Source organism: Bacillus cereus group sp. BfR-BA-01379 (assembly GCF_022663605.1).
In the GTDB taxonomy this organism is placed as follows: domain Bacteria; phylum Bacillota; class Bacilli; order Bacillales; family Bacillaceae_G; genus Bacillus_A; species Bacillus_A mobilis.
Genome location: NZ_JAKUFT010000006.1, coordinates 1 through 23,590, shown reverse-complemented (window position 1 = coordinate 23,590; position 23,590 = coordinate 1). Strand labels below are relative to the sequence as shown.

Below are 23,590 nucleotides of genomic sequence, written 5' to 3'. Positions count from 1 at the left end.
AGCTATCTAAACTTTCTTGCATAGGATAGTTAATTATTTTTCTTATGTTTAGCACTTCAGGGAATTCAAAAGATGCGAAGATTGAACCATTTGGATGAATTACAGAAGGAGAATTTCATTTTTTCATATTATAATAACTTAAGAGTTGTGGAACAAATTTTTCTTTAATTAACCAGTTAATAGCAGTATGGATATTTGTCACTATTGAGGACTCATCCCATCGTTATCAAGCTAAGAAATGCACCTACCCCCAAAAACAAAATTATATGCATCATTGACTACTGTTAATAGGACGTTATGTCATACAATGGAGTTACTATTAGAAAACTGTGAGGATGATTACGTTGATAAAATTTGTAATTAGTTATGCTGCAAGTCTGTTTGCTTTTATTTTTGGATGGTTCTTGATTTCATATATTTCTCATCCTAGCTTTATTCATCCGAACGTTGTATTAGGATTCATTAAAACGATTGTCACTTATGGTAGTATACCGGCTCTTGTAGCTTGTCTAATTGGAGAAGTGCTATACAGGAAAATCAAGCGATGTAGAGAATTTAAATTTGGAATTCCTATATTTATAGGACAAGCAGTTATCTATGCACTTATACCATTTCTTTCTCTTTTTCCATTTAATGTTTCCCATTTCTTTGATTTCGTTGTACCTGTAATTATGGGGTCCTTAGCTTTTTATTTCGTACGTCGAAAAATATAATTAACTTCTGGAGTGTGGCAAAAAGAATCCTACTTAGTAAAACCACACTGTATAACCATACAGAGCTCAAAGAACGCATCAATTCTTGCGAAATCAACAAGAAAAAGTATTTGTGGACCCTAGGTTTAAACAAAACGAGAACAATCAAGATGCCTTCATTGCTTCTCTTAAAAGAAGAATTGAAAAGATAGAGGAAAAATAAGTAATTGCGTGAAAAAGGAAATGTAAAGCTTACTGATTACTTCATAAAGTTATAAAACTAGGACCGTACATATTAGACATATCTAAAATGTACGGTCCTTTTGTTTACTAGTGGTTCACTTATCTAACCTAAAGATAAGTATGTGGCCCTTTTACCATTTGAATTTCTTTTTAAACTTCTTATATTTTCTATACGAACGTCTAACAATGTTTAACATCCAATATGGTATTTTAATAGGGAAAGGAAATTTATAAATGAAAGGCAAATAAAATATAAAATATGCCTTTTCTAGGTCTCTCCACTTACTATCTTCTTTTGTTTTTAAGAAATCAGATACATCGACTACATATCCTCTTCCGTTCTCCATCATCACATTTTTCCCGTGAACGTCACAAGGAGTTAATCCCTGTTCCCTTGCATACTCTAATGCTTCATTGATATCAAGGATCACCTGCTTAGGAATTTTAATCCCCTTATGAATAGCATCGTATAAGGTAATTTCTTTTAAACGTTTCAATACTATGAAATTTTCTCCTTTATATATAAGCTTCGAATAAGAAGGATGGTTTCCGATTCTTCGGTATACTTCTGACTCTTTTTCAATTCCTTCTCCTTCTCGTGCGTAAACCTTCACTACCCAATCTTTGTATTCTTTGTGCATGAATACTGCGGCATAATTACCTATCCCTAAACACTTCCAAAGTCTAGGAATATCTTTAACTACTACAGGCTCGAATTCATCCTCACTTCTTATGCTTATCTCTTTTAATAAGTCGTCCTTTATCAATCCCACAAAACTGTTTATACTCATCATTTCCACTCCGGTTTTGCTAAAAGGGGGCCCACCCACATTTTAACGAAAATATACACTAAATGAATTTTAGCATAAAACGAGTCATCTTTTTTCACTTCCATTGATTTTTCATTTCTAAATGTCCACATAGGAAAAAGCAGTTTTTTATGTACTTTACTTTTTTAATACTAAAATTCCATCCTAGTTTAGTTCTTTTATAGATTCTATACATACTTTTAATACCCACACTAATACAAGTAATATATTTCATACTAAATGTAAAAAAAACTTTACTTTAGGTCAAAAATATATTACCTTTTTAAATATAAGAGGTGAGCTGAGATGCCGTTAAGTAACGAAAGAAAGATTCGTAATAGGATTGTTGTATTAAGAGCTGAACGAGGATTATCACAAAGAGAGCTTGCTGATAAGCTCGGTGTAAGTCGCCAAACAATTATTTCACTTGAAAAAAACAGATATAATCCATCTTTAAAATTAGCGTATGACATAGCACTCATGTTCAATGTGGATTTACATGAAGTTTTTCAATATGAAATATAGGAGGAGAAATAAATATGGAAATTTTTCTAGCTATTCTTCGTATTAGTTATGTAATTATTTTCTTTATTGCAGTCTTTATTTCACTGAAATTCGAAATGGGCGAAGAGAATAAGGATGAGCGTGGGAAGAGCATTTCAAATAAATCCTATGGTATTGTATTTCCTTTAATGCCTTTGGGATGGTTTTTGATTGAATTGTATGACCAATTCATTAGTCACCTGGATTACGCTACATACAAATTAGTTATTTGGTTTTTAATCTCAGGTTTAATGATTCTTCACACAACAATCATAACGGTACTAAGAAGAAAATATTAAGTCACTTCTATCTATCGTAAGAAAGGGGTTGGCAGTATGAATATTTGGGCTTGGATTGGGATATTAGGAATTTTAATTACCGCACCTTTGCCTTTACTAAAAAAAGAGAACAGGACAAAAGAGGAAATTAGAAAAGTTATTGTGACATTAGTAATTGTGCTAACAATTATCATTGCGGTTTTATTTTTCAATGTAAATTATTTACTTGCAGTTGTGGTTGGTTTTGTTGCAATGATTGTATTCGATAAAAAAACATATACAAAGAAGAGATTACTGATTTATGGTTCGATTATTCTTATGTTAGGAATTGCAGGCTACTCTGTATTCCGAGACAATCCTGATTACGTTTTGAACCATTTGAAAGACAATCCGCAAACAACATCTTTTTACTTGGCGGAAAATGGTGTTGAATTAATTACTTATCAATCAGATGTCGTTCGACCATTAGCAAGCACAGTGAAGATGCTAATAGCTGTAGAATATGCGATGCAGGTTGATGCAGGCTTGTTAGATAAAGATAGCACTGTGTCACTTGATGAGTTAACCCGTTATTATTTAAAAGGAACGGATGGCAATGCACATGAAGAGTGGCTGAAATCGATAGATAGTGAAAAAAAGGTTAAAAATAATGCAGTAACGCTACATGACGTTGCAAAAGGGATGATAAGCTATAGCTCTAATGCCAATACAGATTATCTTATTGATGTGCTTGGCGCAGCAGCTATCAATGAACGGGCGAAATCCCTTGGACTTACGCAACATGAAGAAGTCTATCCGATTGTAAGTGCTCTCTTAATTTCAGAGCACTTGAAAAGTGGATCAACGGAGAACAAACAATTAGTAAAAGAGCTTGAAGCGATGCCGATTGAGAAATACCGGAACTTAGCGAAAGATTTAAGTGAGCAAATGAAAAAAGGAACGATCAAAAGTGAAGACTATTCATTTGACTTGTCCTTAGATTTACAAAGAGTATGGTCCGATCGTCTAATTGGTGCATCAGCCAATGATTATGGGAAGTTATTAGCTGTTATATCAAATGATCAACTTCCAGTGAAAGCTGCTGAAACAGCAAGGGATTTACTTGAGTGGCCAATGCAGATGAACGAAGGCAACCATGCGCGTTTTGTTCATCTTGGTGCAAAAGGTGGATCAACTGCATTTATAGCAAACGACGCATTATACTCAGAAAATCATAATAGCGATAAGATTGAAATGGTTATCTTAACAGATAAACTAAACTTATGGCAGGGAATGCTCATTCGAAACAATTTGAATTCGTTCGAATCAAAATTACTCGGTAATAAAGACTATCGTCTAAAAGTCCAGAAAGAACTCTCCGAATTGTAATTCATTAAGAAAAGCGATTATTGATTTGAATAACTACCCTTTTTCATTTTATTTCTTCTAGATCATAAAACTTTACTTTCAAATGAAAAACACCTCCATTGAGTTTACATACTTAGTATGCAAATTCAAGAGGTGTTTTTTCATGTACTACATTGCTCATTTAACTAAATAAATTAGTTAATTGCATAACACTCTTCTAACTTTCCTTGCGAAAATTAGCGAATCATCAACGTCTTCAATATTAACGTAAATCAAATTTGCCACATTTCTTTTTACATATATTTTTTAAAAGAAGGTTTCCATTCTGATAAATCTTGATAAACAAACGTTATATTGTTACATATTCTCTCTGCAACTTCATATATATGTTTTATATCATTAGCCATAAATAATATACTCCCTTTACGTTGAGTGCTATCTACAATAGTTGGTATAGTGTCGCCCTCTTTTACTAATAGATCAATTAATACGACCTCGGATATGTTAGCTAATTCTTTATACTTAATTTCTTTTAAGTAACCTGATTTTGGAATCAAACTTAAGGACATAGCTTGACATTTCGAAGATACACATCTAAATTCATCTATAGTCTCAGTAGCTAACACATCATAATAGTACCTAAATTGAGATATGCCGGTTGATAGTTCTACCATCTTCCAAATGTTTCCGCCACCTATTCTAACTTGAGATTCTATAATTATTGGTTTATTGTGTTTGTCTATTTTTACTTCTGTATGAGTAATGCCGTTTTCCATTTGCACGTCGTCCAAAAATAGTATTACTTTTTCCATAATTAACTGTTTTTGAGATTCACCTAAAGGTGCTGGCATAATCGTATAGTTTATTATAAATGTATCTTCTTTAAATACTTCAGCTGATATAGCAAGTATAGAATGCTTTTTGTTATAAGAAACGGTTTCAACTGTATAAACTATATCACCTTCAATATACCCTTCTACTAAAACAGGTAGTTGCATACCGTTTTCTTTAATAAATCTCCCTACGTCAGTTCCTGTGTCTAGCTTAGATACCCCTTTACCACCTGCCCCAATCGGTGGCTTTATTATAACACTATCTTTTTTGTTCAAAAATTCATTAATGTCTTCAATGTTATTGCAAACTGTCGAATCTATCGAAAAGTCTTTACCTGCTAGAAGTTCACGCATCATATCTTTATTACGTGTTATCATATTAGCATTGTAAGAAGGACCTTTAACATTAAAAATCTTTGCAATTATGCAAGCCGTATCTAATGCTGTTTCGTTGAAAGATACAACCACATCAAAAGGTTTCTCTTTGAATAATTCTTCAGCATAGTATATAGACAAGGGGATGTTTGTTGTGTCTATTTCTTTTTTATAGAAACACTTTTCTAAAATAGTTCCATCAAAATATATGTGTTTAGCATAAGACCCTATATACGAAACAATAAACCTACTGTCTAACGCATCTTGTATAGGCTTTGTCCATCCTCCTATAAATAAAATGTGTGGTTTATTTTCTATGTCAGTTCCTTTTAATACCTTATTCATCATAATCATCCCCTCTAAAATGAACTCGTATATTCAATGTCAGTTCCTTTTGATACACCTCGTCTTAACAACACCACTAAACACAATGTTGTTCCGAAACCTCCTATAAACAACGTAGTTTGAAGCCCAAATATAGAAATTAAAAATGCACTAGCAAAACTTCCCAATGCCCAAGCTCCCCAATTAAGCGTACGCTGTACAGCATTTACTCGGCCTAGCATGTGCTTTGGTGAGGCAAGTTGTCGTATAGTTGCAGCGTAAGGGCCAAATACCCCTTCCCCCATACCATGTATGATACTTGCGGCTACTATACCGTAAACTGTTCCCATATATCCCATTATCGGTATAAAAGCCAAACCGGTAACTGATACAGTAGCGCTATAAATAAGCATTTTTGTATTATTAATTTGCTGACTTTTTTTCATGAGAACCGTATTACCTATTAAAAATCCCACCGCTGCTGAACCTACAACAAACCCTATTTCAATTTCAGATAGCCCCATTACTTTATAAAGGAATATTACTAAAATGCTATTTAATATGTATTTAAAAAAACCGTAAACAGCACCACACGTTACAATCGGTTCTAATACAGGGTGTTTTTTAACATATATCAACCCTTCATATATGTTTTGGTATATAGATTTTATATTTACGTCTTTTAAAGTGCCCTCTGTATGCGGTTTAAACTTTGAAATAAACAATACAAATACAAAACAAACAAAATACGTCACTGCGTCAACAGTGAATGAACCTGTTAATCCAACTAGAGTAATGACAATTCCAGCTAGCATAGGACCAATTACTATAGAAAGAGACTCCGAAAGTGCTAGTTGAGCATTTCCTTTTTTTAACTGATCTTTATCTGTTACTATTTCCGGTAAGAAAGAAGGAATAGCGATGTTGTAAAACGTGGTGAATATTCCATTAAAAAACATGATACATACCAATAAAGGGAACGTAATACTATTTGTTACAGTCAGTATGAATACTGATAAAAACAATACTCCTTGACATATACTACAAATTAGCAAGACATTTTTCCTATGAAAAATGTCTATTAAAGCACCGGCTACTAACCCGAAAATTAGGTACGGGACGAATATAACCCCACGAAGCATAGCAGCATTTGCTTCACTTGTTTGTAACACCTCTAATGCAAAAAGTGGCAAAGCTACTATTGTAAACTGAGTACCTAACAAACTTATAGACTGTCCTAGCCAAAGCTTATGAAAATTTAAATGTTTGCTATCTTTCATAATATCCCCCCGTTAAATCCATCTTTATAAATTATCAAGTTTACGATGTAAGTCAGAGCAGGAAAAACCTATCTTTCAATTAATGTCTGTGCCACATAAAATTTGAAACCTAATATAAAAGCGATTTAAGTTTCAAAATGAAGACTTGATGTTTAAAACTCTCCTGGCTAATGAAAAGATCAGCTCCCGAAAAATATCACAGCATTCGTTTATAAACCAATCGATATACAGTTTGAGTTGACCGGTAATAATTTAGTTGTTAATTCGTTTGTTTCAAATTCATTTTCCGATCGTATGTCACTTTGAATCACCTCCAGCCTCAGTATAACCTTGAAGCCGCGCTGTTGTATGCATTTTGGAATGTAACCGCAAGATATCAAAGTTACAATAACAAGTTGTTATGTAATTATACGTAATCAAATTTGCACGCTTAGAGAAAAAGAAAAATCTCTGAATCCAAGGTCAAGTTTGAATTCAACTCATCACAAATATACACTTGGATTGGACCGATACTTTTCCTATGATTATTCAGAAAGAATAGCGTATTTTTTTATATTAATTGGTATTTTGTTTTGTTAGCTTGATGGTGATGTAGCGGTCCCCCTTTAAAAATAGTAGAGTATAAACATGAAAAAACTCCTAACAAAATTTTGTTAGGAGTTTTTTTCAAATACGCGATATTTTTTAATCTTCACTATCGATTTCTATTGTACCTGTTCTAGCACTAACTTTTAAACTATTTAACAGATTATCAGGTGTCTTAATTTCCACTTCATATTCAAATGTAGATTGTGCTAAGTTGTCATCTTCTAATTCGAATTCTTTTTTCACATTCATAATTTCTCCCTTTGTATGCGCTAAAGAAATTTCACGAACTTGTTTCTCTGTATAGTTTTCATTCTTTTTGGCATAGTTGTAACCCATACCATAATATCCACCAACAATAGCAATACCACTTACTAAAATAGCAATTACACTTATCATTATTTTCTTTTTATGTTTTAACATTTTCATCCACTCCTTCATGATTAATCATCTATTCCAAATCTTGCTTCCAGCGCATTTTCTGCTTGCTCTAATTGATCTTCCAGTATATCGTGTTCTCTTTCTTGCGCTTTATATTGTTCAATCGTTATCGTTCCAGCGCGATAATCTGCTTCAAGCTGATTATCGGATAGATCTATCTTGTCATCCAATTGATCAATTTCTTTTTTTGCTGCAAAGTACGTATTTAAGTTTTCTTCTTTTGCTCCAACTGGTTTCGTGTTATTTGCCTTTTCAACGATAGCTGTGACTTCGTTTTTGAAATCTTGTATTTGCTTCGTATCATTCGCAGCAGCTTGTGTTTTGCTTGGTTCTAGTTGTAATTGAGCACTTTCTTTTTTCAATGTATCATTTTCCACTTTCAGTTGTTGTACTTCTGTATTGTTATCAGCTTGAGTAGAACAAGCTGTTAAGAATAAACAAGACATTGCTCCAATCAACATCCATTTTCCCATTCTGTTTTCCTCCCTTTACATGTGCACCTTATCCTTGCCTTTATATTACTGAACAAACATTAAAGGAAGATTAATGTACAAAAAAATAAAATGATATAATTAAATCGTTTCTAATCTTTCTTTAATGTTTTGGAATTATAGTGATACATATAAAGTGAAACTTTAATCAGTGGGGGTTTTCTTCACCCCCTACTGATTATTAGTTGAACCAATCGGACTTTTATGGGCAGTTGATCCCCCACCTAACTTTTTTGCTTTCGCTGAATTTTGAGGTCGGGGTCTTACTGCCCATTAAAGCGGGATAAATAAGGAAAAAAGGAGAATGTTAATGCGAGTTCTTATTGTCGAAGATGAACAAGACTTACAAAATATATTAGTAAAACGATTAAATGCAGAACATTATAGTGTCGACGCATGTGGGAATGGAGAAGATGCCTTGGATTATATAAACATGGCTACCTACGATTTGATTGTGCTTGACATTATGATTCCCGGAATAAATGGTTTGCAAGTATTACAAAAATTACGCGCAGATAATAATATAACTCCTGTCTTGCTTCTTACAGCTAAAGATACAATTGATGATCGCGTAACAGGACTCGACTTAGGTGCGGACGATTATTTAGTAAAGCCGTTTGCTTTTGACGAACTGCTAGCAAGAATTCGAGTGTTAATGCGAAGAAATACAGGAAACACATCAAATGTGTTTGAAATCGCTGACCTAGTTGTTGATTGCAATATGCATAAAGTAACAAGAGGAGACCAAGTTATCACTCTTTCCAGTAAAGAATTTTCTATTTTAGAATATATGATTCGTAATAAAGAAGTTGTGTTGACACGAGATAAAATAGAGCAACATGTGTGGAATTACGACTATGAAGGTGGCTCGAATATTATTGATGTTTACGTCCGCTATCTTCGCAAAAAAATTGATAGCCAATTTGAAACGAAGTTAATTCATACAGTACGAGGAACTGGTTACGTATTGCGAGTAGAGTCATGAAAAGACTATCAATAAAAATGAAAGTAACCCTGTGGTATACGGGGCTAATTGTAATTATTATGGCACTCGTGTTAGCTTTTATTTTAACTTCTTCAGATAAAATTTTGCTTTTTAATATGAAAGATCAATTGAAAAGCACCGTAAAAGAAAGCATGGAAGATATCGAATATAAGCATGGACAATTAAAGATGGACGATGATTTTGAACCCTTTGAAGATGGAGTAAATATCATCATTTATAATAAACAAGGTGAGCTGCTGGCAGGAAATAGTCCAACAAGCTTTAATAAAAAGATATCGCTTAAATCCGATGAAATACAAACCATTAAAGACGGGAATAAAGAATGGATTGTATATGATTTTCTCCATAATGCAGGCGGCGATGAGCAAGTCTGGATTCGTGGAATAATGACCATGAACCAATTATCATCAACAATGAATACGCTTATTGTATTAACACTCATCTCATTTCCATTGCTTATTCTCATTGCGGCAGTCGGAGGATATTTTATTACACAAAGAGCGTTTCGACCTGTGCAACAAATGAGTGATTCAGCTAGTAAAATTAGTGATGGTAAAGACCTTTCGAAGAGAATTCATTTACAGGGTTCACCGAAAGACGAAATGTATCATTTAGCACAAACCTTTGACAAAATGTTTGCGCGATTGGAAACATCATTTGAAAGTGAAAAACAATTTACATCTGACGCATCTCATGAATTGAGAACACCAACATCTGTTATTATTTCACAATGCGAATACGCTTTATCGCAGAGAAATAACCCGAAAGAAATGGAAGAATCGTTAGAAGTCATTTTAAAGCAATCACGTAAAATGTCCGCGCTACTATCTCAACTCTTATTGTTAGCAAGAGCTGATCAAGGAAACCATAATACTTTTCAATTTGAATGCATCAATATGAGTGAATTAACAGAAATCGTTGTAGAAGAGCTTTCGTTAATGGATCAAGAAGCATCGATTAATATAACAACTCATATAGAGGAAAACCTGTTTATAAAAGCAGATCAAACATTGATGATGCGTTTATTAATGAATTTACTAACGAATGCGATTGCTTATAGCAAAGCGAACGGCACTGTGCATATGCAACTGTTCCGTGATGAAACCAACATAATAGGTAAAGTCTCCGATAATGGCATAGGCATCAGCGAGCAACATATTATGAAAATATGGGACCGCTTCTATCGAGTTGACGCAGCAAGAACATCTTCAAGCACCGGAAACACAGGTTTAGGATTGTCGATGGTAAAATGGATTGTCGAACTACATGGAGGAGAAATTACGGTTGAAAGTAAATTAGGAGAAGGTAGTACTTTTACCTTTAAACTACCAATTGAAAAACGAGCATAATGTATGAATGTTTGTAACTTCAGAATAAAGATTCTTCAATCCTTATATAACAGTAATCGACGCATTTTAAACAGCATCGATTTTATCATGTTGGACAACCTGTTCTGTTAAGTTGATATGCATATGGAAAAATATCAAAATAAAACCCCAGAAATCAAAAGGTCTCTGGGGCTTCATTATATATTTAGCTCTTTTTGCTTTTTGTTTTGTTTATGTCTATGTAGCAATTTTCGACTTATGAGAGAAATCAGTAATAAAATCAATATGAGTACGAAAATCTGCATAAATGATAAATCAAAATATTTAGCACCTGTAACGATTAAAAGTGTAGAAATCGTACCTTTTACAATGAAAAAAATAATAATCCATAATCCGCCTTTTTTCCAGTTCATTTTTATATTACCCTTTCCTACTTTTTAATTCTTAAATGGGACACCTTAATAAAAATCTATTATATTAGTAAACTTTTTTCATAAAAATCATATCCAATTACATACGACGATTCCATCATAAATGAAAATGATATTCAGTGTCAATTTTATTGACTGTTTGAATATCTATTTTTCATCTCAATCTCTGTCCAATTTGTTTCTTATAGGCAATGAACCCTTGTTTTCAAACAAAAAACACCTCCATTAAATTTACATACTTCGTATGCGAATTCAAGAGGTGTTTTTTCATGTACCATCAAGTAAGATTTCCTGCTTTATTTATTTCTTAATACGTACCTATTTTCTAGTACACAATAACTGGATCATATGTGTTCAAACTATCATACACAGTTTTTGCAACGTTAGGCAGAAGGTTTACACACCCACCTGATCCCCCTGTTACATAAGCATTATTTCCCCAGTCTTTTCGCCAGCCGGCATCATGGAATCCTTGACCGCTATTTGTGAATGGAACCCAGTAATCTACTTTCACTGCATAATCAGCTTTCCCTACTGCGCTACCTCTCAGCGTGTATGGAGTTCGTTTATATAAAACGTACCATACACCTGGTGATGTATCTTCACCCGTGCTATGTTTACCCGTTACTACATTTGTTGTGAGAACTAGTTTTCCATCTTTATAAATCCAAATTTGTTGATCTGCAATGGACACTTCTGCATATGTGTCTCCAATGCCATTATTCGATGTTGTTTTATAGCCGACCCCTTCCTTCTCCCAACCATTCCCGTGAATATTAGAAGCAGAAAGCGATTTTTCGCCTTTCTCAAAGGCTTGTTGAAGTTGTTTTGTTTCTTTTTCCACATCTAGTGCCCAGCCGTATCCTTGTCCCTTTACTGAAATAACCGAACCAGAATGTGTTTTAAAAGCAAAGTCTTTATGTAATGTAGATTTAGCCTTATTAATTTCAGTAATCTTATTCTTAATGTCGCTCGCATCGATTGTCACTTTCATATCCTTTGACATAGACGCATTTTGAATTAGATCTTTCGCTTTTAATGAATACACTTCATCCTGCACTTTATAATCAACAGACTGCTGAAGAAGATTCTGTAATGCCTTCTCTTCTTTTTTAATGATTGGATCGTCTTCTTTAATAGGTTGTATGTATGCAGACTTTAAATGAATTTCGCTTTTATGCTTCTGCTTGTCGTAATCTTTTAGTAGATTCGTAACGTCATATTGTTTTCCATCAACGCTCTTCGAAATTACAACTTTTCCTTGTTCGAGCTTCGCCATAGCATCTTGAGGCGCTTTTAACTTTTCATTCATAGAAACAATCTTTTCTTCTACAAGTTTTTTCATCGTTTCACTACGATACTGATCCGCTTCTTTCGGTAACAATGAATAATCTTTTTCCTTTGCAGAAGGGAAAAATGTCCACTGGCTTTTTAATAGTTTCTTAACTTGTGGTAAGTCTTTTTCCGTTAGCTCCGTTTTTGTATCTTGTTCATCTAAAATTTGTTGTTGATCAATATAGACTTTGTTTGCTAGTCCAGATGTTTTTAATTCTTGCATTGCCTGATCAGCGCTCAAACCACCGACTTTTGTATCATTAATCGTAACATTTGAATTGAAGTGAGTTGCCTGGTAATAACTCATTCCCCCAACGAGAAGTGCAATTACACCGCCACCCGCTGCGATAAGTTTCCAATTTGTAAAACGTTTTTTTGATCTTACCCGTTTTTTCTCAACTTCTTCAACAGATTCATTTACTGTATTATTGTTCATCAATCTTTCCCCCGTATACATTAACGTCAATCGATTTTAAACCAAAACCATTGAATAGTGTACCTTATTTTTCCTAAAATTTCATTGTTTTTAACCAGTTTTTATCTCATTTAATCGATTAAAGTCAGATTTTTTAATAGTAAGATATATAAAGATGATAGATAAAGTGAAAAAGGATCACAACAATCGAGCTATTACGTGCCCCTCGTATTCGCCAAATTTTAAAGAACGATACTACTTAACTTGATAAAATACTTTTCGGATAGTTCAAATCAGAGAAAGGCACCATAGGGTGTTTATTATTTATGAAAAATATCCACAAAAAAAGGACTACATGTAGACTCTTCTTTGTGAATATTTTAATGTCGCATATTATATACATTTAAATGCAAATCATGCTCCCTGCTTTCCACCATGTTTCACAACATTTACTATCGGCCTAACTAATTTCACCTTATAATCTTTATCATCAACAATTTCAAGATTCTTTAAACTATTATATATGTTTGTACCACGCTTTATTGATACGTTTAATCTTTACAGGTGTTGAAGTTTTAGACTCATCCTTTGTTGTAATCCTATTATTAGAACATCCTGCAATGGTGAGGCAGCATGTAGCCAATAAAACTAATAATATTAACTTCTTCAAATAGCCACTCCTATATAAGGGAAATATTATATTAAGAAAAATAAACATAACATCGAATCTTTGTAAAAACAATATATTTCCTAATTTTATTATTCATTGGCAGATTACTGCACACGTTAAGGTGCAGTAATCTGCTTATAAGCGTAGAAACCTATGCTCATCAAGTCAATGTCCAATTTCCATTTTATCCGATTCTCAATATTTATTCCAATATCAAAAGATAACTATTTTTATTGAAAACTAAGTATCTCTCAAAATGCAAAATACGAACTGGATTCCTATAATTCTATATACGTTTATTCAGCTAACTTCTCCCCTGTAACGATTTGAAACAACGTGGTTGCATGTTTCCCTTCTAATAGAGCGTACCGATTATCCCCCGCCTTAATTTCCAATTTCTCCTTGTTAGCACTTACCCAAATTTGATACAACACAGCTTTCGCCTCTATTTTCGGATTTTTAAATTGAAAAACAAATTGATAATCCGGTGGACGAGACATTTCCACTTTTTTATTTTCAAAAGTAGTATCCTGTAATATTTTCTTTACTTGCAACACTTCATTATTATCTGTCACTACCTTAAGATCTTCATATTCATTAGCACCAATACGTTTTTGCACTTCGATTCTTTGATCTTCATTTTCTAGTACATTTGAACAGCCGGTTATTATGAATATACAGATACTAATAATAACTAGAGGCCAATTTCTAAATTTCATATTAATACCCTCTTTTCAATACAAAATATTTTAATTTGTAAAATAAAGGTAATTAATTTAAACTTAAAAATAGAAATAATAAAGAGAAAGGAGTATCGTTCCATGCAGTTACAAACATACACTTGGAAAAGTTATACGTTTCTCATTGTAAGTATATTGGTTACTATTAATCTCTTTCTCTTCACACCTATTTTAGACCGAGTTGGAGTAGAATATGTCGTGCCTTTCGCCTACTTCATATTAGTTTCCGCTGTTATAGCAATCCTATTAGCAGTCATCTCTTTTTGTAGCCGGACTGAGAAAAAAGTTTTAGCCATTATCGGTTTATGTTTTACTCTATGTAACACAGCGATTATTTTATTTTTCCTTTGGTTTGGTTACCATTTCACTTAAGTGAAAGATAAATAAACTCCATAAGCCACAAATAAAATTAGTAAAATAGAAATGCTGAGCACCGTGTATATAATCCATTTTAAACTTGAACTCATATACTGCCTCCTCTCACCCCCTAATAATTCCAGTATATAGCAAAAAGCATTGGATACCCAATGCTTTTTCACACTTACGCAAATAAAGACGTATTCGCATATAAAGCTGGTGAACCACCTGAATGTACGAATAAAATGTTGTCTTCTTTATTAAATGCACCTTTTTTAATTAAATCGATTAGTCCCGCTACTGCTTTACCTGTATACACTGGATCAAGTAAAATACCTTCTGTTTTCGCAAGTAATTGAACTGCTTCCACCATTTCTGGCGTTGGTAACGCGTAACCTGGTCCTACATATTCATCAAAGCATGTAACAGCTTCGCGCGAGATAAAATTCGGAATACCAACGTGAGCTGAAGTTTCCTCTACAAGTTTCGCTACTTTCTCTTCTTGTTCCGCTTTTCCTCTACTTACGTTGATTCCGATTACATGAATGTTACTTTGTGTTCCAGTAAAACCAGTAATTAAACCAGCGTGCATACCAGCGCTACCACTTACACAAACAACCGAGCTGAAATCAATTCCTTGATCGAATGATTGTGCCATAATTTCTTGCGCGCAAGCAACGTATCCCATTGCACCAGTAGGATTTGATCCACCAACTGGTATTACATATGGTGTACTACCTTTCTCACTTACTTCTTCCGCGACTTTATGCATCTCTTCCATAAGATCTGCTCCGTTTGGTACAACAATTACATTTTCAGCACCTAGTAAATGATATAAGAAATAGTTTCCATTAAAGTCTGGCTTCTCTTCTGGCTCAAGCCCTTCTTCTAATACAAGAATACATTTCATTTTTTCTTTTACCGCAGCTGCAAGGGTTAAACGGCAATGGTTTGACTGAATACCACCAGCCGTAATTAACGTATCTGCTCCTTTTGCCTGCGCATCCGCAACTAGAAACTCTAACTTTCTCGTCTTATTACCACCAGCTGTTAAACCAAGTAAATCATCTCGTTTAAAATAAATAGTCGGCCCACCAAGTACTTCAGAAAAATTGTTTAATTTTTCAATTGGTGTATATGATTCTGTATATTTTTTTCTCGGGAATTTAGCTAAATTCATTAATAACGCTCCTTTTGTACTTCTTTCACAATGTATGTAACGATACTATTATTGCATGTAAAAATGATGAAGTCACCTTTCTGGAGGAAAAATGTATTGGAATTTGGTTTTGATGAATGGAATTGTATTAATAATTTTAACTTCATTACGGTACATGAAATTTATACCAACGATTTTTTCAATATATCGACGATTCGACAAAAAGTGAAAAAAATATAAAGAGCCCACTCATTAAAAAGTAGGCCCTCTCTAATCACTTATTTACCGAAAATCGAAGTAGCTGCGTTAATCCTGGTTCTAAATTCATTTCGCCTTTATGGCGTACGTATACAATTTTGTCCCCATCAAATTTTGGTGAATTTCCTGGATTATACGTCAGCCACTCGTTCGTTCCTTCTACAGAGTACTCCATATACTCCGTTGCACCGACAATTACATTTTTACTATCGTCAGCGGTTACATTTGGTGCCATTTGTGCGACCTTCGCATCACTAATTAGTAGCTTCTTTATATCCTTATCACGTTTATAGTCGTAAGCTGTTACAATTACATTGTTACCATATGCTTTCACTTGTAGCCCTTGTTTAAATGAATAACCATCAGGAGCAGTCTTCTCTCCGCCATTTGGTCCAGCTGACATCCATCCTGTTTCAATTCCGCCCGTATTTACAACCGTAAATCCTTTTTTATCTCCGCCTGCAATCTTCTTTTTACCAGCCCAATCTGGCAAGTTTAAATCCCAATGCGTATGACTCGTGAAGAAAACAACTTGCGGATAGTCTTTTAATATATCGTACAACTTATCGACGTTTAAATAATCTTGTAAGTACGGTGATTGTCTTGATCCAGATACTGTATCAGGTAAAACGTGATGAGAGAAAATGAAGATCGGCTTATTTTTATCTTTTTGGCTATATTCTTCTAAATTTTGTTTTAACCAACCTAATTGCTCATCACTCATAAATACTTCATCCCACATTTTTGAATCGTGGTATTTCATATATTTTTCAGTTCCTAAAAATAAAAGCGGATAACCGTCTAATTCTTTTTTATGATACACCTTTTCTTGCCCGCTAAATTGTAAGTAACGGTTGAATAGCGTTTCTTCCGTTACACCATTGGGCCATGTACTTTGAGAGAGCTTCCCATCAACTGTCCATTTACCAGCATAAAACTCATGATTCCCAACAGTTGACCATACATTCTCTGGATGCTTATTTTTGTTTAACACACGCTTCACATCATCATATTGTGACTGTTGTCCCGTTGACGTTATATCCCCATTCATAATAAGCGCTCTAGAAAGTGGTGTCACTTTGTTCATATCTTTTAATACGTGATCAAAATCCCCTAAATCCCCTTGAATATCACTAATAACATTAAAAGTTGTAGCTGATTTTCGAACTTGCTCTTTCCCTTCCGCATGTGCTGAAAACGTCGGCAATAATGCCGCCATAACTGCTAACGAAGCAACTGTCTTTTTCATACAAATTCTCCCCCTAATAATAGAATGTACAAACTGACATGTTCTGCTTTCTCTTAGGTGCTTGTCCAATTCACATTATAGGGAGGGATTGTAAAGGTAGATGGAGTTAAAAGTTAAGTGTTTTTTAAGAGATTTTGTCGTTTTTTGCAAACCACAATTAGCGATTCACGCCAATCTAGCTTTCTAGCCTTTTACATTACATACATGTAAATTTTGATGTTAAATCTTTTATTTTCATACGTTGTTTTTTATTACTTCTAATTTTCGGGAAAAATCCACTAATTAATAATGTTATAATCCATACCATTATTAGAATAAAATTTATTGTATTACCGGAATTCAAGCTGAAAACCCTCCACAAGTAGGCAGCACAAAAAACGAGGATAGCAGTAATACTAAGTAAAAATACCCTAACTACTAATCTTATGTAAGGTTTCTTCTCTTGCTTAAAAATGAAAGTTCTTCTACCTTTGTACAATCTAATTACGAATAGCAGCAAATATACACTAAGTATGGCTCCAATAACAATTGATGTAATGGAATTAATTTTTCTCTGCTCAGCTAGAGAGAAGTAACTTTCAGGTAATTTTCCAGTTTCATGTTCAATCCATGCATGGTAAATATCCTGTCGTAAGTCTATACCACCTTCACCATTTGTAAGGATTACCAATCCATCCTTTGTATTAGGAATGAAACCATAAAAAGAATGCCACCCTCGATTGTCACCAGAGTGATAAATTAATTTCCATTGATTAGATAGTTTTTTTTCAAATATACCTAAACCATTCTCCCCTAATACCGGCTTTTGCATTTCCGTAACACGTTCACTTTTGATGACACCATTCCCTTTATTATTTGCATCCATGCTTGCAAGTATCAATGTCATCATATCGGTAACATTTGTCTTAAGACCTGCAGCAGCCTGTTCGGTAAATTGGTAACTAGGGAGCTCCTCTCCAAAATATCCATAAGCTTTCGACAGGTTATGGTTTTCAGGACGTTGTAAGAATGAACTAGATTTCATTCCTAAAGGTTTCATAATTTGTTCTTCCATATAACGATCAAACGGTATTCCGGTAACCTCTTCCATTACAAGTTGTAAAATTGTATATCCACCACCAGAGTAAATTGTTTCTGAACCTGGTTTATTGGTAACCTCCACTGGTTCATTAAGCCATCCTTTTCCAGATAGAGACTCCTCAATAGAGTCAAGATGTTTCCCTGGTGCAACCCCGAGGTATCCTTTATGTGCAGACAGCCCTGCTGTATGGCTTAACAATCTTCTTATTGTGACTTCATTATTATTAAACTCTGAATTAGGTAATTTCCATTTGGTCAGATATTTTCCAACGGGATCATCTAGTGATAAACGACCTTCATCTACAAGATGTAGGATTCCCCACGCTGTAAGGTTTTTAGATATGGAACCAGCTTGAAACAATGTATCATCACTCACCGCTTTTTTTGTCTTTTTGTCTACATAACCGTAATTAAGTGTATAAGCAATACGCCCCTCATGTACAATCCCTATTGCAACCCCTGGTACCTCATAATTCTCCTGCCATTTTGGTACCTGCTCATCCAGCTTTTTTTTGAAATCCTCTATACTTCTATCAGTTAACGTGCCCGATTCTGCCCTCACCACATTTGTAAACCATGCTTCATTCGTAATGAATATACAAATCATTAAACATAAAATACTTTTGCATATTATCGATGCTTTTTGCCTATTCTTCATTTGCTCTACCCCTTTTTCAGAATATTCTACCCATCAATCAGAGTATCCCATTCTAATATCCCATTCTATCGATTTTTATTACTTAACCTTACAAAATTGTAATAAAAATCAAAGTTCTACTATTGTCCTTTATCCGAGGGCAATGAAATTCATTAACAAGATTGATATGAAGTTATATTTATTGTTTCAGTTAAGGCCCCTAAAATACTAGTTAGGTTAATCAAATAGATATATTCCAAACTACAAAAATTTATAATAGAAAAGGTGGATTTTAGTTTTAATTAGAATTTGAACAAAATATTGCTGCAAATATTTATTCTATAAAAAGAAGAACCCCACACATTTTGATTAAAATGTGTGGGGTTCTTCTGGCTTCCTTAAGTTTTTATAAAAAAGATTGATTATTTTATGTAGCCTACTAAAAAAACATTTTGTTTAATCAACTAACAGAACAAGATTAAACACTTAACTCGTATTAGTAATTTTTACTGTTTCTGTTGATAAATATAAAAATACTGCCTAACACACTTAATGAAAGTGCAAAATATAACAACAAATCAGGTAGAAATTTCAAAGGAATAATATCAATTAATTGTAAAACAATAATGGCAAGGATACCTAAATATAGAATATTGTACAAAGCATTATTTGTTTTATATAGAATTTCTCTTCCTCTTTCGTCGTTTGCTTCATCACTTGATTGAAATTTTATTACATACATCTTACTTATCACTATTAAACCAAATAACAAAATTTTTAACAACAACATATGTATCACTCCTCTAGATAATCAAATACGTCGGTTAACGGCTTTTCAAATACATTTGCGATTTTAAAGGCAAGAATTAGAGAAGGGTTATATTTATTCTTTTCAAGAGTAGCGATAGTTTGACGACTAACTCCCACTCTTGTTGCCAGTTCTTCTTGGGTCCAACCTTTTTCTGCTCGACAAACTACAATTTTATTATGCAACAATAGCAACACCTCTTTAGATAATTGTAATTTATTTTTTACAAATTGTAAATTATTTCTTACAATATATTTTTAAAATTAAAAATCCTCATAAAAAAAGACATAAAGATTTCTCCCCATGCCTACTAATCTTCTACTTCTTTACTGTATATACATAATGCGCTGTTTCAAAAACTTAATAAAAAAGAGAACTACTCTTCAAGCACTTCTCTCTTTCATCCAAACGATACATAGAAAATAAATCATTAAAAATATAATATATAAATTCCATAACGAGGGTATTGCAGCGACACTCAAATAAAGAGTTCCTGGTAACATCCACATGCAACAAACGACCATAAAAGCTTTTTTCCTTGCCACTGTCGCAATTACTGCTAGAAAAGAAGGAAATAAGAACATAAAAAATACGGTGATATATAAATCTTTATCCAGTAATTGCTTACTATGCGGGTTGAAATATAAAAAGATAATTGAAAGGATAAAGATACTGATGGCAGCGGCTACCCCTATATAATTTTTCATAATCCCCCACCTTCCAATAGCAATGTACTTAATATTTTCCACCACTACACCCCATCTCCTTTTTTCATAAAAAAGAGACACAGAGATTTCTCCCCATGCCCAATTGTAGCTTTAATAAACAAAAGATAAGAGCTTATTTTTAAAAACGGTCAATCATAATACGATTTTTTTGTGATAATTCAAATAATTCTCCCGAAAAAAGTTTAATTGTTTTGTACACCTTATACAACAAAAGCTTTTCGCTTAACAAGATGTTGTTTCTTGCTTTTATTTTTCTATTACTCTTAACAATTAACTACTGCATATTTTTATTGCACTCAAATTGATTTTGAATTCCTGACCTATCAATTTGAATCCAATACTCTGCTATTTTTCCATCTTCTATTCTATACACAGCACTTGCCATTTGAATGATTGGGAGTCCTGTAGGTTGATATCCATCGATTTCTCCTAAGTGTCTACCTACTTGTTTCCAACGTACATATACTTTACTTCCTTGTACTAAAAACTCTTGTATTTCTAAAGAAAAATCACCATATACTTCAATCATCTCTCTTACATGTTCAGCATAATCTTCAGGTGTTCTGCAAACTGTTTGTTCTTCTTCAGATACAATTTGATGTGCCAATACTTTTTCTGCCATCAACTGATTTGAATAGTCAGGATTCTTCCCTGAACGTACTTCTTCAAAAAATTTTCTAACAATTTGTTCTGGCGTCATTTGAAAACCCCCACTGATTATTAGTTGAACCAATCGGGCTTTTATGGGCAGTTGATCCCCCACCTAAATTCTGTGCTTTCGCTAAATTTTGAGGTGGGGGTCTTACTGCCCATTAAAGCGGGATAAATCCAATACTAATCATATCACAGTTTATTTTAATCTAACTATTAAAATAAACTGATCCGTGTGTATAAAAAAACAAGACCTCTTCATTATTAAGATATCTCGGTTCATATCTTTCAGAAACATCGAAATTCCATTCGAAACATCATGACTTTATTTTAAATTCACACTACTAATCCTCTACTTCTTCACCGCATGCACATAATGCACCGTCTCAAAAGCTTTTAAATAATCGTTTCGTCCTTCAAAATATAATGTATGAATATCCTCTGGTGATACGTGCTCATAAATGAGTAAGCCCGCCTTCTCTAATAGTGCTTCCATTTCGGTATAAGAAAAACACGATTTCATCGGTTCTCCGCCTACTGTAGCCATTTTCACCATATTTTCAACTCGGTTGGACAGTCCTTTTTCCGTAAATAAGTTTTCATCCGGATAATCGAATACGATAGAACTTCCCTCTGGAACCATCTCGAATAAGTATTCTATTAAACTAGAAAGCTCCTCTTTCGTTAAATAGTACGTAACACCTAATAGGCTAAAGAAAGTCTTTTTGTTTTCAAATCCTTCATTTACTAATGTTTGCTTCGAGAAATCCTTAGTAAAATCCATCGAAACAAAATGAAGATTGCTTGGAATTTCATACTCTGCTTCTTTCACTCTTTGTATTTTAAACGATTGCGTAGAAGGATGATCCACTTCAAATATTTCTATTTTATTTTCTAATTCTCGGTGTCTAAAACTAAATGTGTCTAGGCCTGCACCGAGTATGACGTATTGTTTTGCGCCTAATATAATTTCATGTAGTAATACTCTTTCACAATATGCCGCGCGTGCCAAAGGTGTTGGTGATAATTGAACTTGTGTAATCCATTTTAATATTTCTTGTGGATTGTCTTGAAACTGATGTGCAATGTCTGTATTAAAAAACTGTATTCCTTGAACCATATTTGTTTCAATATCATTACGCTCTTTTTGTGAAATAAAATCTTTAGCTACATAATCATCAAAAATTTTAGGACGATCAAAATCACTATGATACGCCCTCCCGAAAGCTGATACTAGCGACGTTACACTTGCTTCACCTTTTTTCACGCACATACACTCCTTCATTTTCACAACAAAATAGGGTTCCCCTGGCCAGGAGAACCCTATTATACACTTTATTTTTATATTGTTAAATTATAGCATAAATAAGTTTTTTTGTCAAATTTTCAGCCTGCTATTACTCCAACAATTTGTATATTCTCTAGCAGGAAAATTGTTGATTCACACAGAATGTTCCAAATTATAATAATACATATGGAGGTCACTATGAAACGATTCGTCATTATTACAGTAGGAAAAACACATAGCGGAAAAACTACATTTGCTCAAGAACTAGAAAAAGAGTTACCCCACTCTTTCGTTATGGATCAAGATAACCAAGCAGAATTTATTAACTCGCATTATGAAAAATTACAGCCGGCTGAAGGCGCCAATACCTTTAAACACGGTCTTTCGAAATTCATTGTTGATTATGCAAAAGAACATACAAATTTACACCTTATTATTTGCAACTCAAATAGAAGCCGAAATGGCCGGATGTATTTACTAAATGAATTGTTTCCAAAAGAAGACTATGTACGCATACTCGTTCATTTTGATATTCCAGATGATGTACTTTACGAAAGAGTAGCTCGAAGCACGCGAAGTACGAATATTTTTAGAGGCAGTTATTCTAGTTTCAAAGAAGTACTCGATCGACAACAGTCTGAATCACTACAAGAAGATGTAGTAGATCCTATAGAAAACGAGGCTGATTATTTGTTTGTTATTCGCAATAGCAAGGATATAAACCTTACTATAGAAGAAATTGTGCATCTTGTTAAAGATTTGTCCCCTACTCCAAAATAGGAGACTATGAGAATTACATAATGATAGATTATTATGCAAATACTTCCTCTAGACATCGTACATGGTATATAATGATGTAATAATCTATTATTATATGCTCAATTTTACACAATAGAGTGCATTCATAGGAAAGAGGTACAAAAATATGAAAACAAAACAAACAATTGCTGCGTCTACACTAGCTTTAGCAATGATTGCTGGCGCAAACTCTGCTCATGCGGAAGTAACTGATGCTACTCCTCAGCAAAGTACGGGAGATCGATTAGCTGAAATTAAGCAACATAGACAAGAGTTAGATGCGAAATTGCAGCAGCACAAAGAAAACGTGGATCAAACATTGAATGAACTTAACCAAGTTAAGGAAAATGTTGATACGAAGGTTAATGAACTACATGAGCGTAAACAAATTGCTGATGAAAAAATCAATGA

Annotated in this window: 24 protein-coding genes and 2 pseudogenes; 9 read left to right on the top strand and 17 right to left on the bottom strand. The window is 33.7% G+C overall.

Annotation, left to right across the window (positions count from 1 at the left end; all coding sequences use genetic code 11):
* The first annotated feature begins 335 nt into the window (after positions 1–335).
* Entirely contained in the window at positions 336–713 is a 378-nt protein-coding gene (locus tag MR113_RS03845; protein ID WP_242251198.1) for a hypothetical protein, read from the top strand.
* A gap of 353 nt (positions 714–1,066) precedes the next feature.
* Here MR113_RS03845 and MR113_RS03840 read toward each other — a convergent pair whose 3' ends face one another.
* On the bottom strand, positions 1,067–1,726 hold the full coding sequence (locus MR113_RS03840) for a protein kinase family protein (protein WP_242251196.1): 660 nt from the start codon (positions 1,724–1,726) through the stop codon (positions 1,067–1,069).
* A 324-nt stretch (positions 1,727–2,050) separates the two neighbouring features.
* On the opposite strand from MR113_RS03840, the gene MR113_RS03835 reads away from it, so the two are divergent.
* The 3 genes from MR113_RS03835 to MR113_RS03825 are packed head-to-tail and all read left to right on the top strand — an operon-like array spanning position 2,051 to position 3,933.
* Positions 2,051–2,269 (top strand): helix-turn-helix transcriptional regulator, encoded by a 219-nt coding sequence (locus MR113_RS03835; protein ID WP_242251194.1) that lies wholly within the window; start codon positions 2,051–2,053, stop codon positions 2,267–2,269.
* Positions 2,270–2,283: 14 nt separating this feature from the next.
* Positions 2,284–2,586, top strand: a complete 303-nt coding sequence (locus tag MR113_RS03830) for a hypothetical protein (protein WP_061677752.1) — start codon at positions 2,284–2,286, stop codon at positions 2,584–2,586.
* Positions 2,587–2,622: 36 nt separating this feature from the next.
* Positions 2,623–3,933 (top strand): serine hydrolase, encoded by a 1,311-nt coding sequence (locus tag MR113_RS03825; RefSeq protein ID WP_242251192.1) that lies wholly within the window; start codon positions 2,623–2,625, stop codon positions 3,931–3,933.
* A gap of 177 nt (positions 3,934–4,110) precedes the next feature.
* Here the strand turns inward: MR113_RS03825 and MR113_RS03820 are convergent.
* From MR113_RS03820 to MR113_RS03800, 5 genes and pseudogenes are all read right to left on the bottom strand, one after another.
* Positions 4,111–4,191: pseudogene (locus MR113_RS03820) on the bottom strand (DUF1259 domain-containing protein); the annotation flags it as partial.
* Between the two features lie 14 nt (positions 4,192–4,205).
* Positions 4,206–5,465 (bottom strand): ATP-grasp domain-containing protein, encoded by a 1,260-nt coding sequence (locus MR113_RS03815; protein ID WP_242251189.1) that lies wholly within the window; start codon positions 5,463–5,465, stop codon positions 4,206–4,208.
* 14 nt (positions 5,466–5,479) lie between these two features.
* Positions 5,480–6,724, bottom strand: a complete 1,245-nt coding sequence (locus MR113_RS03810) for an MFS transporter (protein ID WP_242251187.1) — start codon at positions 6,722–6,724, stop codon at positions 5,480–5,482.
* Positions 6,725–7,408: 684 nt separating this feature from the next.
* Complete coding sequence (locus MR113_RS03805) at positions 7,409–7,732, bottom strand: PepSY domain-containing protein (protein WP_242251184.1); 324 nt, start codon at positions 7,730–7,732, stop codon at positions 7,409–7,411.
* A 20-nt stretch (positions 7,733–7,752) separates the two neighbouring features.
* The gene (locus MR113_RS03800) at positions 7,753–8,223 is read right to left on the bottom strand and encodes a hypothetical protein (protein ID WP_242251182.1); all 471 of its coding nucleotides are present in this window, start codon (positions 8,221–8,223) and stop codon (positions 7,753–7,755) included.
* 328 nt (positions 8,224–8,551) lie between these two features.
* Here MR113_RS03800 and MR113_RS03795 point away from each other — a divergent pair, with 328 nt between their 5' ends.
* Both MR113_RS03795 and MR113_RS03790 read left to right on the top strand, forming a co-directional pair.
* Positions 8,552–9,226 (top strand): response regulator transcription factor, encoded by a 675-nt coding sequence (locus MR113_RS03795; protein ID WP_242251179.1) that lies wholly within the window; start codon positions 8,552–8,554, stop codon positions 9,224–9,226.
* Entirely contained in the window at positions 9,223–10,596 is a 1,374-nt protein-coding gene (locus tag MR113_RS03790) for a sensor histidine kinase (RefSeq protein WP_242251171.1), read from the top strand. Before MR113_RS03795 ends, MR113_RS03790 begins: the two co-directional genes overlap by 4 nt.
* Before the next feature lie 176 nt (positions 10,597–10,772).
* Here MR113_RS03790 and MR113_RS03785 read toward each other — a convergent pair whose 3' ends face one another.
* The 3 genes from MR113_RS03785 to MR113_RS03775 form a co-directional block, all read right to left on the bottom strand.
* Positions 10,773–10,988 (bottom strand): hypothetical protein, encoded by a 216-nt coding sequence (locus MR113_RS03785; RefSeq protein WP_046954849.1) that lies wholly within the window; start codon positions 10,986–10,988, stop codon positions 10,773–10,775.
* A gap of 343 nt (positions 10,989–11,331) precedes the next feature.
* Positions 11,332–12,777, bottom strand: a complete 1,446-nt coding sequence (locus MR113_RS03780) for a L,D-transpeptidase family protein (protein ID WP_242251169.1) — start codon at positions 12,775–12,777, stop codon at positions 11,332–11,334.
* Positions 12,778–13,722: 945 nt separating this feature from the next.
* On the bottom strand, positions 13,723–14,145 hold the full coding sequence (locus MR113_RS03775) for a YhfM domain-containing protein (RefSeq protein ID WP_242251158.1): 423 nt from the start codon (positions 14,143–14,145) through the stop codon (positions 13,723–13,725).
* Between the two features lie 102 nt (positions 14,146–14,247).
* Between MR113_RS03775 and MR113_RS03770 the strand changes: the two genes are divergently transcribed.
* Entirely contained in the window at positions 14,248–14,538 is a 291-nt protein-coding gene (locus tag MR113_RS03770; RefSeq protein ID WP_242251156.1) for a hypothetical protein, read from the top strand.
* Positions 14,539–14,707: 169 nt separating this feature from the next.
* Here MR113_RS03770 and cuyA read toward each other — a convergent pair whose 3' ends face one another.
* The 8 genes from cuyA to MR113_RS03730 form a co-directional block, all read right to left on the bottom strand.
* Positions 14,708–15,703 carry a D-cysteate sulfo-lyase gene (gene cuyA, locus MR113_RS03765; RefSeq protein WP_242251154.1) on the bottom strand — a complete coding sequence of 332 codons (996 nt, stop codon included), beginning with the start codon at positions 15,701–15,703 and terminating at the stop codon, positions 14,708–14,710.
* A gap of 253 nt (positions 15,704–15,956) precedes the next feature.
* Positions 15,957–17,189, bottom strand: a complete 1,233-nt coding sequence (locus MR113_RS03760) for a DUF4073 domain-containing protein (RefSeq protein WP_242251152.1) — start codon at positions 17,187–17,189, stop codon at positions 15,957–15,959.
* Between the two features lie 196 nt (positions 17,190–17,385).
* Positions 17,386–18,927, bottom strand: a complete 1,542-nt coding sequence (locus MR113_RS03755) for a serine hydrolase domain-containing protein (protein ID WP_242251150.1) — start codon at positions 18,925–18,927, stop codon at positions 17,386–17,388.
* Between the two features lie 475 nt (positions 18,928–19,402).
* On the bottom strand, positions 19,403–19,696 hold the full coding sequence (locus MR113_RS03750; protein ID WP_033691900.1) for a hypothetical protein: 294 nt from the start codon (positions 19,694–19,696) through the stop codon (positions 19,403–19,405).
* 5 nt (positions 19,697–19,701) lie between these two features.
* The gene (locus MR113_RS03745; RefSeq protein ID WP_000903049.1) at positions 19,702–19,902 is read right to left on the bottom strand and encodes a helix-turn-helix transcriptional regulator; all 201 of its coding nucleotides are present in this window, start codon (positions 19,900–19,902) and stop codon (positions 19,702–19,704) included.
* A 195-nt stretch (positions 19,903–20,097) separates the two neighbouring features.
* Entirely contained in the window at positions 20,098–20,421 is a 324-nt protein-coding gene (locus tag MR113_RS03740) for a hypothetical protein (protein WP_242251148.1), read from the bottom strand.
* 295 nt (positions 20,422–20,716) lie between these two features.
* Entirely contained in the window at positions 20,717–21,142 is a 426-nt protein-coding gene (locus MR113_RS03735) for an ester cyclase (protein WP_242251146.1), read from the bottom strand.
* Positions 21,143–21,445: 303 nt separating this feature from the next.
* Positions 21,446–22,360, bottom strand: a complete 915-nt coding sequence (locus tag MR113_RS03730; protein ID WP_242251144.1) for a class I SAM-dependent methyltransferase — start codon at positions 22,358–22,360, stop codon at positions 21,446–21,448.
* Positions 22,361–22,579: 219 nt separating this feature from the next.
* Between MR113_RS03730 and MR113_RS03725 the strand changes: the two genes are divergently transcribed.
* Entirely contained in the window at positions 22,580–23,161 is a 582-nt protein-coding gene (locus MR113_RS03725; RefSeq protein WP_242251142.1) for an ATP-binding protein, read from the top strand.
* Positions 23,162–23,306: 145 nt separating this feature from the next.
* Positions 23,307–23,590: pseudogene (locus MR113_RS03720) on the top strand (LPXTG cell wall anchor domain-containing protein); the annotation flags it as partial.